The sequence below is a fragment of the Streptomyces sp. NPDC044984 genome (assembly GCF_040646935.1).
Lineage (GTDB): Bacteria > Actinomycetota > Actinomycetes > Streptomycetales > Streptomycetaceae > Streptomyces.
The window spans coordinates 19,617-32,483 of the sequence record NZ_JBEZBE010000003.1 but is presented as its reverse complement, the minus strand read 5'-3'; the positions used below and the strand labels follow the sequence as shown (position 1 = coordinate 32,483).

The window sequence follows — 12,867 nt, the reverse complement described above, 5'->3', positions numbered from 1 at the left end:
GCTAGGTACCGCTGGTGGAGGGCGACTTGAGCGCCGGGGGCCGCTCCGCCCCGCCGGATCGGTGCTCGGCGGTCAGTCGCTCCAGCACGGGCACGATGTCGTTCGGGCTCGGCGTCCCGACGATCTCGGCGCGCACCCGGCGCGCCCCGACGACGTAGGAAGGATCGTCGAGCAGGGCGAGGAGGCGCTCGCGCAGCAGTTCCGGCGAGACGTCCCGGGCGTCCACGTAGCCGCCCGCACCGCTGCGGGCCAGGCCGTGCGCCTTCTCCATGGCGTCCCACATCATGTCGGGCACGATCAGCTGCGGTACCGCGTGCGCCAGGGCGGTCATGAACGTGCCGGACCCGCCGTGATGGATGATGCCCGAGCAGGACGGCAGCAGGGCGTTCAGCGGGACGAAGTCCACGGCCCGCACGTTCGCCGGCAGGGTGCCGAGCTCCTCGCGCAGCTCCTGCGGCAGGGTGGCGACGACCTCCACGTCCAGGCCGTCCACGGCCGCCAGGACGTCGGAGGCGGCGACCGTGCCGGCGCCCGTCGCCTCGCCGAGTGACACACCCAGCGTCAGGCACAGGCGCCGCGGGTGGCGGGGCGGCTCGCGCAGCCAGTCCGGGAGCAGGGAGGGCCCGTTGTACGGCACGTAGCGCACCGGCACCCAGGGCAGGTCCAGGGGGATGCGCATCGACGGCGGTGTGGGGTCGATCGTCCACTGTCCGAGGACCAGTTCCTCGCTCATGTCCCCGGCGCTGCCGCCGCACCGTTCCAGCGTCCAGGTGAGCCACTCGGCCAGCGGGTCGTCGCGCAGCTCGGGCGGCTGCCGGTCGAGCAGGGCGCGGAACGCCGTCCTGTTCCGGCCCATCTGGTCCGGGCCGAACAGCAGCCGGGCGTGCGCCGCCCCGCTGAGCCGGGCGGCCACCGGACCGGCCAGGGTCAGCGGATCCCAGACCACGAGGTCCGGCCGCCAGTCGCGGGCGAGGTCGACGAGGTCGTCGACCATGGGCTCGGGGTTCACGTTCTGGAAGACCATGGCGGTCATCGCGGTGAACATGCCGAGCGCGTGGTCCCACGGGAAGGGGTCGTGACGGGTGTTGCTCATGGCGAGGCCGCCGAGGTTGCGGTCGTCCTGGAAACTGGCGTTGGCCTCCCGGGTCTCCTCTTCGATGTTGAGGTCCTCCCCGATCCGCACCGCGGTGAGACCGGCCCGGACGATGTCGTCGAGGACGTCGGGCTGGCTGGCCATGAGCACTTCGTGTCCCGCGGTCCGCAGTGCCGACGCCAGGGTGACCTGGGCGTAGACATGGGACCGCGCGGCCATGGTGGCGAACAGGACGCGCACGGGGAACTCACCTCCGGGACGGGGCGGACGGCACGGCCGAGCGGGTGACGGGCGAGCCCACGGACAGACTGTGCAGACAGGCGACCAGGGTGCGGGCCTGGACGTTGACGTAGTGGGAGTGACGCAGCAGCCCGACCAGTTGGTGGAGCGTCAGCCAGCGGTAGTCGTCACCGTCCGGGATGTCGCGGTCGGCTTCGACGATCATGTAGGTGTTCACCGCGTGGTAGAAGCGCCCTCCCTCCTCCGCGAGGGCGGTCGCGTAGCGCACGCGCTCGGGCGGAGCCTCCAGCACGGCGTCGAGGAAGCGGGGCCTGGCCTCGGCGGGCAGGGCGTGCAGACTGCCCGGGGTGCACTGCACGGTGGGTGCGATCTCCACGACGTCGACGTAGCCGGGCTCCACGCGCGCGTGCGCCAGGACGTGGAGGACCCCGTCGATCCGCCGGACCAGGAAGGCCGCGACCCCCTGGTCCTTGGGCTCGATCATCGGCTGGCTCCAGCCGGGCACCTCCCGCGAGGCGGCCGTCACGTCGACGGCCATCACCTCCAGGAAGCGTCCGCTCTCGTGGGCGATCACGCCGTCCCGCTCGTACCAGTGCGGTAGCGCGTTCAGCGCGGCCGGGCGGGTCACCACGTCGGTGCGGCTGCGCAGGTCGGCGATCCAGCTGACGATGTCCACGGTGCTGTGCAGGCTGCCCTCGGCCGCTGCGCACGACCGCACGAGGGAGCGGTGGAAACCGGCGTCCACCCGGCTCTCGCCACCGTCGGAGCGAGCGGGGGCCACCGGGTGGCCGCCCCCGGGGCCGTCGGCTCCGGCCGGTTCCGCGTCGGCCAGCGGGTGCGCTCCCTCGCTCGCGAACGGCAGGCAGGCCAGCACCGTCCTCGCGTCCATGTTCACGAGGTTCTCGACCCCCAGCAGCCGGTGCAGCTGGCCCAGCGTCAGCCAGTGGAAGTCCTCGTGCGACGGAACCTCGCCGAACACCTGGACGATCATGTTGCGGTTGCGCTTGCGGTAGAACCAGGATCCCTGTTCGGACTGGAGCACGTCGGCGACCACCTGCCGTCCGGCGGTGTCGCGGAAGTGCTCCAGGTACGGGATGGCCTTGCCGCCGTGCACCCGCGTGTAGTTGCTGCGGGTGGCCTGGACCGTCGGGGAGAGCTGGAGCCCGCCGGGGTTGCCGGGCTCGAACTTGGCCTGGACGAGGCAGTGCAGGAGCCCGTGGCGCTCCTGCACCAGGAAGCCGAGGATGCCCACCTCGGGCTGGTTCACGATCGGCTGGGACCAGCGCGGCACGGGGGCGCCCGGGATGTGCACGTCCAGTCCCTCGATGCTGAAGAACCTCCCGGTGTGGTGGGAGACGGCCCCGGTGACCGGGTGGCGGTCCCACCCCTTGAGTGCGTCCAGCGGGATCCGCTCGGTGCGGTGCACCACCTGTGCCGAGCGGTCGGCGTACCACGCCCAGAAACGTTCCATGCCGCCGCCCAGGCCGTCCCGGGCGAGGACGGACCGGGCGATCTGGGCGGTCATCGCGGCTCCGCTGTGCCGGCGCACCGAGAGGACCGGAAGGGCACCCATGGTCAGTCCAACCCGTCCCGGGTGACGGTGCGGTGCTTGACGCGCCACTCGCCCGCCTCCCGCACCAGGACGTCCGTGCACACCGTGCTGCGGCGCAGCACCGGGTCGCCGTCGCGCGGCGTCTCCAGCACCACCGCGTAGCTGCGGGCCGTGACCTCGTCGGCCTGTCCGTCGACGGTCAGCATGCCGATCCAGTGCCGCCGGGTGACCCCTTCGGCGGCGAACCGGTCCGTGGTCCGCCGCGCGGCCCGTGCGATGTCCGAGGCCCCGCGGACGGCCTCGCCGCCCACCTCGAAGACGCCGTCGCGGGTGAACGTGCGCGCCCAGTCCTCGGCCCTGCCGTCGTCCAGGAGCTGCATCTGCCGGGCGTAGAACCGCTGCACCCCGAGGTAGGTGCCGGGGTCCGCCGAATCCGCCGGCTCGGTCGTCGGCGCGTCGTCCGCCGCAAGCGCGTCCATGATCACCCCTTGGGTCGTGTGATGGCCTCGGATGGCCCGGTCCCGGTCCGGCCGCGTGCACCCGCCGGCCGGCACCGTGCCCAACCTGTTCCGCGCGTCTTGAGGCGGGGCGGACAACCGCCGGTCCACCGCTGCTCCAGTACGACTGGACCTGCGGAACCGAGGGTGGTCGCCGCGGTCCCGACCGGGCCGTACACGTCGTGCAGCAACCGGTGCGGAGGAGCAGGGATGGCTGAGCTCAGCCTGACGGAACTGCGGGAGATCATGCGGCAGAGCCTGGGGGAGGACGAGGTCCCCGACCTCGCGGACGCGGACACCGTGACCTTCGAGGACCTCGGGCTCGACTCCCTGGCCGTCCTGGAGACGGTCAACCACATCGAGCGGACCTACGGGGTGAAGCTGCCCGAGGAGGAACTGGCGGAGATCAGGACGCCGCACGGCATGCTGTCCTTCGTCAACGAGAGGCTGCGGGCGGCGGCATGACGGCCTCCACCCCTCACCACGGGACACCGCACGGCGGCCTGTCGGGCCGGACGGTGCTGGTCACCGGGGCCACGTCCGGCATCGGCCGGGCGGCGGCCCTCGCGGTCGCCCGCCAGGGGGCCCACGTCGTACTCGTCGGCCGGGATCCCGAACGTCTGCGGACCGTCACGAACGAGGTGGCCCGGACCGCCGGCCCGGCCCCGGACGCCTTCCGCGCGGACTTCACCGAGCTGCGCCAGGTACGCGACCTGGGAGAGCGGCTGCGGGACCGGTACCCGCGCATCGACGTCATGGCCAGCAACGCCGGCGGCATGTTCTGGTCGCGCACCATGACCCCGGACGGGTTCGAGGCCACCATCCAGGTCAATCACCTCGCGGGCTTCCTGCTGGCACGGCTGCTGCGGGAGCGGCTCGCGGGCGGGCGGCTGATCCTCACCTCGTCCGACGCGTACACCCAGGGCCGGATCGACCCGGACGACCTCAACGGCGACCGTCACCGCTACAGCGCGGGCCAGGCGTACGGCACGTCCAAACAAGCCAACATCATGACCGCGGCGGAGGCCGCCAGGCGCTGGCCGGACGTGCTGGCGGTCAGCTACCACCCCGGCCAGGTCCGCACCCGCATCGGACGGGGCACGGTCGCCTCGTCCTACTTCCGGTTCAACCCCTTCCTGCGCTCCTCGGCGAAGGGCGCTGACACCCTCGTGTGGCTGGCGACCGCGCCGGCCGGGGAGCTGACCACGGGCGGTTACTACAGCGACCGACGGCTGTCCTCGGTGAGCGGCCCGACCGCCGACGCCGGCCTCGCGGCGAAGCTCTGGGAGGCCGGCGAGGCCGCCGTCGGCGACACCGCGCACTGACCGCCGCTCCCGTATGTCCGTCTCATCCGCGAGCGCAGACGCTCGTGTGCCGATCCCTCGAAAGGAACGACTCGTGACCAGGTTCGCGCCCGGTGCCCCCGCATGGTTCGACCTCGGTTCGCCCGATGTCGCCGCCTCGGCCGACTTCTACACCGGCCTGTTCGGCTGGACCGCAACTGTGGTCAGCGACCCGGGCGCCGGGGGTTACACGACGTTCAGCTCCGACGGGAAGCTGGTCGCCGCGGTCGCCCGCCACCAGATCGACACCCCCTACCACCGGCCGTACGGGCCCGGGAACGACCAGCACGGCATGCCGGCCATCTGGACCGTGTACTTCGCCACCGACGACGCCGACGCGCTGACCAAGCGGGTCGAGACGGCGGGCGGCGAGGTCGTCATGACCCCCATGGACGTCCTCGGCCTCGGCCGGATGGCGGTCTTCACCGATCCCGCCGGGGCCGCGTTCGCCGTCTGGCGCAAGGGATTCATGGAGGGCGCGGAGGTGACCGGCGTACCCGGATCGGTCGGCTGGGTCGAGCTGGTGACCGACGGCATCGGGGCCGCCCGGGACTTCTACTCGGCGACCCTCGGACTGGCTCCGACCGACACCGGTCTGAAGGGCGTGACCGACCCGGTCTGGCGCATCGGCGACACACCGGTCGCCGGTACTCGGGCGCTGGGCGTCACCGGCGCGGTACGGCCGCACTGGGCCGTGCTGTTCGCCGTGCGCGACTGCGACGCGACGGCCCGGCGTGCCGTGGAACTCGGCGGCTCCGTCGAGAACGAGCCCGCCGACACGCCCAGGGGGCGGCGGGCGGACCTGCTCGACCCGCACGGGGCCGGCTTCTCCGTGGTCGAGCTGCGGGAGGGTTACCCCTCGGCGGCGGACGGTGCCTCGTGAGCGGCGCGGCGCCCCGGGTGGCCGTCGACCCGTTCGCGTGTCCCATGATGACCATGCAGCGCAAGCCCGAGGTGCACGACGTCTTCCGGGAGGCGGGCCCGGTCGTCGAGGTGAACGCCCCCGCGGGTGGACCCGCCTGGGTCGTCACCGACGACGCCCTCGCCCGCGAGGTGCTGGCCGATCCCCGGTTCGTGAAGGACCCCGACCTCGCTCCCGCGGCCTGGCGGGGGGTGGACGACGGTCTCGACAGCCCCGTCCCGGAGCTGCGTCCGTTCACGCTCATCGCGGTGGACGGCGAGCCCCACCGGCGCCTGCGCCGCATCCACGCACCCGCGTTCAACCCTCGCCGGCTGGCCGAGCGGACGGACCGCATCGCCGCCATCGCCGACCGGCTGCTCACCGGACTCGCCGACGCCTCCGACCGGTCGGGCAAACCGGCCGAGCTGATCGGCGGCTTCGCGTACCACTTCCCGCTGCTGGTCATCTGCGAGCTGCTCGGCGTGCCGGTCACCGATCCGGCGATGGCGCGCGAGGCCGTCAGCGTCCTCAAGTCACTCGGCCTCGGCGGCCCGCAGAGCGGTGAGGGCGGCGGCGCGGACCCGGCCGAGGGCGTACCGGACACCTCGGCCCTGGAGGGCCTGCTCCTCGAAGCCGTGCGCTCGGCCCGGCGGAACGACACCCGGACCATGACCCGCGTGCTGTACGAACGCGCGCAGGCCGAGTTCGGCTCGGTCTCCGACGAGCAGCTCGTCTACATGATCACCGGGCTCATCTTCGCGGGCCACGACACCACCGGCTCCTTCCTGGGCTTCCTGCTCGCGGAGGTCCTGGCGGGCCGCCTCGCGGCGGACGCCGACGACGACGCCGTCTCCCGGTTCGTGGAGGAGGCGCTGCGCTACCACCCGCCGGTGCCCTACACGTTGTGGCGGTTCGCGGCCACGGAGGTGACCCTCGGCGGCGTCCGGCTGCCCCGCGGAGCACCGGTGCTGGTGGACATCGAGGGCACCAACACCGACGGCCGCCATCACGACGAGCCGCACGCCTTCCGCCCCGAGCGTCCCTCGTGGCGGCGGCTCACCTTCGGCGACGGGCCGCACTACTGCATCGGGGAGCAACTGGCCCAGCTGGAGTCGCGCACGATGATCGGCGTACTGCGCAGCAGGTTCCCCGAGGCCCGACTGGCCGTGCCGTACGACGAGCTGCGGTGGAGCCGGAAGGGGGCCCAGACGGCGCGGCTCACCGAACTGCCCGTCCGGCTGCGCTGATCCGCGGATCACGCGCAGCACGGGACCGCCCGCCGCGCCGTGCGCGGCGGGCGGTCCCGTGCGGTGTACCCGGCGCGGACGCCCTCCCTGTGACTTTCTCACATCAGGACGTGCTGAATTAACCCCCGCAAATGCCGAACACACTTTCATGACAGGCATTCACTTGCGAGGATGGAGCGCACAGGCGATGCCGTCCGAGGACATCCCTCGGCCGCCGGAAATATGCCACCTGCTGAAGCGATCTGAACGCCACAGAGGGAGCACCGACAATGCAGATCAATATGTTGGGCCCGCTCGTCGCACACCACAACGGCACGTCGGTGACCCCGATAGCCAGAAAACCCCGGCAAGTGTTCTCGCTGCTCGCCCTCCAGGCAGGAACCGTGGTGCCGGTGCCCGCGCTGATGGAGGAGCTCTGGGGAACCCACCCTCCGGCAAGCGCGCTGACCACCCTCCAGACCTACATCCTCCAGGTGCGCCGGGGCATCACCGTGGCCCTCGGCGCGAGCCACAACGGACCCGCCAAGGACGTACTGCGCACCTGCTACGGCGGCTACCTGCTCGACGTGGACCACACCCGTACCGACGTGTACGCCTTCGAGCGTCTCGCCGAGGAGGGCAAGCGGGCCGGTGAGCGCGGGGAGCTCGAGCTGGCCTCCACGCGCTTCCGCCAGGCCCTCGACCTGTGGCGCGGGGACGCGCTCGTGGACGTGCACGCCGGCCTGCGGATCGGCATGGAGGTGGCGCGCCTGGAGGAGAGCCGACTCGGTGTCCTGGAGGCCCGCGTGGAAACCGACCTCAGGCTGGGCCGGCACGCGAGCCTGCTGCCCGAGCTGTCGGCGCTCACCGCCCGTCACCCCATGCACGAGAACCTGTGGGCCCAGTTCATGATCGCCCTCCACCGCTCGGGCCGCACGAGCCAGGCCCTCGAGACCTTCATCAAACTCCGCAAGACACTGGTGAACGAGCTGGGGGTGGAACCGTCCGCCCGTCTCCAGCACCTCCAGCACGCGATCCTCCGGGCCGACCCCGGCATCGACCGGAACGGTCCGGAATTACCGGCAGCCGCATCCGTCGCGCTTGCCTGACCACACTCTGACAAGGAGTCCCGTGTCCACCCACGTCTGGCAATACCTCGACGAATACCGGGAAGAGCGCGCCGACATTCTCGATGCGGTGGAAACCGTATTCGAGTCCGGCCAGCTCATTCTCGGAAGCAGCGTCCGCTCTTTCGAGGAGGAGTTCGCCGCCTTTCACGGACTGCCGCACTGCACCGGCGTCGACAACGGCACCAACGCGCTGGTCCTCGGTCTGCGGGCGCTCGGCATCGGCCCGGGGGACGAGGTCGTGACGGTCTCCAACACCGCGGCCCCCACCGTGGTCGCCATCGACGCCGTGGGCGCCACGCCCGTCTTCGTCGACGTGCACGAGGACGACCACCTCATGGACACCGACCGGCTCCGATCGGTGATCGGTCCGCGCACCCGGTGCCTGCTCCCGGTCCACCTCTACGGACAGAGCGTGGACATGTCGCCCGTGCTCCAGCTCGCCGCCGAGCACGACTTGAAGGTGCTGGAGGACTGCGCTCAGGCCCACGGCGCCCGCCACCACGGCCGGCTGGTCGGCACCCAGGGCCACGCGGCGGCCTTCTCCTTCTACCCGACCAAGGTCCTCGGCGCCTACGGCGACGGCGGCGCCGTCGTGACGCCGGACGCGGAAGTCGACCGGCGCCTGCGGCGATTGCGCTACTACGGCATGGAGGAGCGCTACTACGTCGTGGACACCCCCGGGCACAACAGCAGGCTCGACGAGGTGCAGGCCGAGATCCTCCGCCGGAAACTGCGCCGCCTCGACGCCTATGCCGAGGGCCGCCGGGCCGTCGCCCGCCGCTACGAGGAGGGACTCGGCGACCTCGACGGCCTGGTGCTGCCCACGACCGCCGAGGGCAACGACCACGTCTACTACGTGTACGTGGTGCGCCACCCCGAACGTGACCGCATCCTGGAGGCGCTCACCGCCTACGACATCCATCTGAACATCAGCTACCCGTGGCCGGTCCACACCATGAGCGGATTCGCCCACCTCGGCTACGGCCCCGGCGACCTGCCGGTGACCGAGCGGCTGGCCGGCCAGATCTTCTCCCTGCCGATGTACCCCTCGTTGCGCGCCGACACGCAGGAGAAGGTGATCGACGCGGTCCGGGAGGTCGTCACGGGCCTGTGACCTCAGCCCGGGGAGCCGTACGCGGTCCGCCACATGCTGTGGACGGAGTCCCGCAGACCGATGCGCGGCGCCCAGGGCAGCAACCGCCGGGCCCGCCCGATGTCCAGCCGGGTCCAGTCGCCGCCCTTGCTCCGCACCGGCGCGGCCCGGCGGTCGACCCGGTCCTCCGGGAAGGCGGCGGCCTCCAGCAGCCAGCCGACCAGATCGCCGATCGGCACGGCGTCGCCGCGCCCGATGTTGACGACCAGCCCACCGACCGCCGGAGCCTGCCCGGCCCGCATCACCGCCTGTGCGACGTCCCGCACGTCGACGAAGTCCCGCCGGGCGTCGGCGACGCTCAACTCCAGCCGCCCGCCGTGCGCGAGGGCGGTGCTGACACGCGCCATCAGGGCGGCCAGGAAACTCTCCTGCGGCGGGTGCGGGCCCGACATGTTCGCCGCCCGCAGCACCACCGCGTCCAGCACGCCGGTCCGCGCGGCGGCCAGGACGGCCGACGAGGTCTCCAGCTTGACGCGCGCGTACGGCGTGACCGGATCCGGCGCCAGGTCCTCGCGCAGCAGCGTGCCGGCGGGGACGGGACCGTACTCGTGCACCGAACCCAGATGGACCAGCCGGGGCCGGTGCGGGAGCAGTGCGAGGGCCTCGACCAGACGCCGCACCAGCCGCAGGTGCGAGTACGTCATCTCCTCCTCGGTGTCGCCCCAGCCGCCCGCCGCGTTGACCACGACGTCCGCCGGGGGATCACCCAGCACCGCGGCGATCCGCCCGGGCTCGGCGGCCGCGAGATCCAGCGCCGTGAACCCGCACCCGTTCAGATGCGGTGCCGGGCGACGGGCCACGCCGTGCACGTCCCACCCCTGCGCCGCGTACGCCGCGCAGACCTGCCGGCCGACGCTGCCCGTCGCCCCCAGAACCACGACCCGCATGCCCGCCTCACCCGTCCTCACGTGTCCCGGTCGGCGGCCACAGTTCCGACTCGACCGTCCGGCACGCGGCGTACTCCGGAAGGGTCCCGGCGGCCCGGGCCCGCTCCAGGGTCGGTGCCGCCCGGTCCCGGTCGGACAGCAGCGGCTCCAGGTCACCCGGCACGGGCAGCCCGAGCGCCGGATCCAGCACCGACACGGCGAGCTCGTTCGCCTGCACGTACTCCCCGGACAGCATGTACGACATGACGGTGTCGTCCTCCAGGGCCACGAAGGCGTGCCCCACCCCGACCGGGAAGTACACCGCCCGGAACTCCCGGGGGTCGAGCTCGACGGCGTCCCACCGGCCGTACGTCGGGGAGCCGACCCGCACGTCGACGACGATGTCGAGCGACCTGCCGCGGGCGCAGTACACGTACTTGGCCGAGCCCGGCGGCGTCACGGTGTAGTGCACGCCCCTCACCACCCCGCGCCGCGACCGACTGTGGTTCGTCTGCCGCACCGGGAAGAGCCGGTGGCCGACCGCGGCCGTGAACGCATCCTCCCGGAACGGTGAGACGAACAGCCCCCGCTCGTCCGGGAACACCTCCGGCTCGAACGTGAACGCCCCCCGCACCGCCAGTTCCCGCGCCTTCATCGCTGTCCTCCGACTCCAGGGGTCTCGTTCCCGCGCTGCCCGGTGCTCATCGGCCGAGCGCCACTTCGCTCAGGTAGTCGACGCCGTCCGTGAAGTTGTAGGGGTGCATGAACCCACCCGCCCGGACATCGCGGTACAGGCGCGCCAGGGGGTGGGAGTTGCTGTAGCCGGCCCCGCCCACGAGCATCAGACAGTCGTCCACCACACCCACGGCGTGCCGGTTGACCAGCATCTTGGCGTACTGGAAGGGCGTCATCATCGCGCGGCCACGAGCGGCGAGGTCGCCGCTGAGGTCGTCGGCGAGCCGGTCGGCGCTGGTCAGCGCACTCGCCACCGCGGTGTGCAGCGCGAACAACCGGGTGTCGATCTCGGCCATCGTGGTCCGCACCCCGGCCGGCGGCGCGCCGCCGCGCCTGCGCAGTTCCGCGACGGCGATCCCTCGGGCGGCCTCGGCGATGCCGACGTAGATGCCCAGCATGGCGATCGAGCTCACCGTCTGCCCGGCGAGCGCCGCGTCGTCGCGGACACCCGGCTCGCCGCGCGGCAGGACCCGGCTCCGGTCCACGGGACAGCCGTCGAAGACGATGTCCACGCTGCCCGAGGACCGCATGCCCATGCCGTCCCAGTTGTCCAGCACGGTCAGGCCCGGGCTCGTGCGCGCGACCACCGGCGCGGCCAGCCGGACGGGGGCGCCCGTCTCCTCCAGCCGGGCCGACACCACGTAGTGGGTGGCGATCCCGGCCATGCTGACCAGTGTCTTGCGGCCGTCCAGCCGGTAGGAGCCGTCCGCGGCGCGGGTGAGCACGGTGGTGCCGCGCACGTCCTTCACCGCTCCGCAGACCACGGCCTCGCCCGACCCCATCTGCCGGAGCAGGTCCTCGGCGAACGGCCGTGTCGACGGCGCCCCGTGCCGCCGCTCGAAGTCCAGGGTCAGGCCCCGGCTGAACTGCATGTGCAGGGCCAGTGCCACGCCCGCGTCCCGGCCGGCGATCCGGGCCAGGGCCAGCGCGACGTCGTGCAGCGAGTGGACGCCGAGCCCTCCGAGGTCCTCCGGGACGGTGGCGCCCAGCGCTCCCTCCTTGCGCATTCGGTCGAACAGGTGGACGGGCAGAGTGGCCTCGCGATCGTTTTCCCGGCTCTCCGCCTCCAGGGCCGGCAGGTACCGCTCCAGGAGGTCGAGCAGCCGCCGTCCGGCCGGGGTCTTGGGTTCGCACAGGCCGTTGTCGGCCAGGACACCTGGGTGTTCGTACACAGACGCCTCTGTCATGACTCCTCGTAAGGATGGGAGACAACTCCTGGGAACAGGCTGCCGACCGCCGTTCGAGCGTCACTGGAGCGGAGGTTCCGGGCACGTGGTCCACCGGCGTTCCGCCGCCGCTCTAGGGCTCGCCGGTGTGCTGTGGTTGCCCGAGAGGAGCGGAGGCGACGAGCATGCGGATCATCGACATCTCCAGCGCGGTGGACGCGTCGGGATGGGAACCGGACGAAGTGCGGCACGAGGTGCTCAGCCCTCGGGACGGCGCCGTCCACATGAGTGAGGAGATGCGGCGTCATTTCGGCGTGGAGTTCGACCCCGACGAGTTGCCCGACGGCGAGTTCCTGTCGCTCGACCGGCTCACGCTCACGTCCCACACCGGCACGCACGTAGACGCTCCCTCCCACTACGGCTCACGGGCGCACTACGGCGACGGCAGGCCGCGGAACATCGACGAGCTGCCGCTCGACTGGTTCTACGGCCCGGGGCTGCTGCTCGACCTCACCGGCTGCGAGGGGCCGACGGCCGGCGCCGGGGACCTGGAGAAGGAGCTGGCCCGCATCGGCCGGGTGCCGGAGCCGGGCACCATCGTGCTGCTCCGCACCGGCGCCTTCGAGCGGGCCGGGACGGAGCGGTACTTCACCGACTTCACCGGTCTGGACGGTCCCGCCGTGAACCTGCTGCTCGACCACGGTGTGCGGGTCATCGGCACCGACGCGTTCAGCCTGGACGCGCCGTTCGGCGCCGTCATCCGCCGGTACCGGGAGACGGGAGACCGGTCGGTGCTCTGGCCGGCGCACTTCACCGGCCGGCAGCGGGAGTACTGCCAGATCGAGCGGCTGGGGAACCTGGCCGCGCTGCCGGGATGCGACGGCTTCCACGTCGCCTGCTTCCCGGTGAAGATCACCGGCGCGGGCGCCGGCTGGACCCGCGCGGTCGCCTTCGTCGACGAATGA

General features: G+C 72.3%; 13 protein-coding genes. 7 read left to right on the top strand and 6 right to left on the bottom strand.

What is annotated here, in order from left to right; translation table 11 throughout:
- Window position 1: 1 nt before the first annotated feature.
- Genes AB0A94_RS04170 through AB0A94_RS04160 form a run of 3 tightly spaced genes read right to left on the bottom strand, consistent with a single transcriptional unit; the run spans window position 2 to window position 3,364 of the window.
- Window positions 2–1,333: an activator-dependent family glycosyltransferase gene (locus tag AB0A94_RS04170; RefSeq protein WP_361738566.1), complete on the bottom strand. Its 1,332-nt coding sequence runs from the start codon at window positions 1,331–1,333 to the stop codon at window positions 2–4.
- Between the two features lie 7 nt (window positions 1,334–1,340).
- Entirely contained in the window at window positions 1,341–2,906 is a 1,566-nt protein-coding gene (locus AB0A94_RS04165; RefSeq protein ID WP_361738563.1) for an NDP-hexose 2,3-dehydratase family protein, read from the bottom strand.
- Window positions 2,907–2,908: 2 nt separating this feature from the next.
- A complete protein-coding gene (locus AB0A94_RS04160) occupies window positions 2,909–3,364 on the bottom strand; it encodes a nuclear transport factor 2 family protein (RefSeq protein ID WP_361738561.1) in 456 nt (151 codons plus the stop codon).
- 228 nt (window positions 3,365–3,592) lie between these two features.
- Here AB0A94_RS04160 and AB0A94_RS04155 point away from each other — a divergent pair, with 228 nt between their 5' ends.
- From AB0A94_RS04155 to AB0A94_RS04130, 6 genes are all read left to right on the top strand, one after another.
- Window positions 3,593–3,847, top strand: a complete 255-nt coding sequence (locus AB0A94_RS04155; protein WP_361738559.1) for an acyl carrier protein — start codon at window positions 3,593–3,595, stop codon at window positions 3,845–3,847.
- Complete coding sequence (locus AB0A94_RS04150) at window positions 3,844–4,707, top strand: SDR family NAD(P)-dependent oxidoreductase (protein ID WP_361738557.1); 864 nt, start codon at window positions 3,844–3,846, stop codon at window positions 4,705–4,707. The genes AB0A94_RS04155 and AB0A94_RS04150 overlap by 4 nt, the downstream gene beginning before the upstream one ends.
- A gap of 73 nt (window positions 4,708–4,780) precedes the next feature.
- Entirely contained in the window at window positions 4,781–5,608 is an 828-nt protein-coding gene (locus AB0A94_RS04145) for a VOC family protein (RefSeq protein WP_361738554.1), read from the top strand.
- Window positions 5,609–5,661: 53 nt separating this feature from the next.
- Window positions 5,662–6,873 (top strand): cytochrome P450, encoded by a 1,212-nt coding sequence (locus AB0A94_RS04140; RefSeq protein WP_361738551.1) that lies wholly within the window; start codon window positions 5,662–5,664, stop codon window positions 6,871–6,873.
- 269 nt (window positions 6,874–7,142) lie between these two features.
- The gene (locus tag AB0A94_RS04135) at window positions 7,143–7,961 is read left to right on the top strand and encodes an AfsR/SARP family transcriptional regulator (RefSeq protein ID WP_361738548.1); all 819 of its coding nucleotides are present in this window, start codon (window positions 7,143–7,145) and stop codon (window positions 7,959–7,961) included.
- A 22-nt stretch (window positions 7,962–7,983) separates the two neighbouring features.
- Window positions 7,984–9,096, top strand: a complete 1,113-nt coding sequence (locus AB0A94_RS04130) for a DegT/DnrJ/EryC1/StrS family aminotransferase (protein ID WP_361738545.1) — start codon at window positions 7,984–7,986, stop codon at window positions 9,094–9,096.
- Between the two features lie 2 nt (window positions 9,097–9,098).
- Here AB0A94_RS04130 and AB0A94_RS04125 read toward each other — a convergent pair whose 3' ends face one another.
- Genes AB0A94_RS04125 through AB0A94_RS04115 form a run of 3 tightly spaced genes read right to left on the bottom strand, consistent with a single transcriptional unit; the run spans window position 9,099 to window position 11,923 of the window.
- A complete protein-coding gene (locus tag AB0A94_RS04125) occupies window positions 9,099–10,022 on the bottom strand; it encodes an NAD-dependent epimerase/dehydratase (RefSeq protein WP_361738542.1) in 924 nt (307 codons plus the stop codon).
- A 7-nt stretch (window positions 10,023–10,029) separates the two neighbouring features.
- Complete coding sequence (gene dnmU / locus AB0A94_RS04120) at window positions 10,030–10,656, bottom strand: dTDP-4-dehydrorhamnose 3,5-epimerase DnmU (protein WP_361738539.1); 627 nt, start codon at window positions 10,654–10,656, stop codon at window positions 10,030–10,032.
- Between the two features lie 46 nt (window positions 10,657–10,702).
- Window positions 10,703–11,923 (bottom strand): acyl-CoA dehydrogenase family protein, encoded by a 1,221-nt coding sequence (locus AB0A94_RS04115; protein WP_361738536.1) that lies wholly within the window; start codon window positions 11,921–11,923, stop codon window positions 10,703–10,705.
- Window positions 11,924–12,087: 164 nt separating this feature from the next.
- Between AB0A94_RS04115 and AB0A94_RS04110 the strand changes: the two genes are divergently transcribed.
- Window positions 12,088–12,867, top strand: coding sequence for a cyclase family protein (locus tag AB0A94_RS04110; protein ID WP_361738533.1), 780 nt, complete (start codon window positions 12,088–12,090; stop codon window positions 12,865–12,867).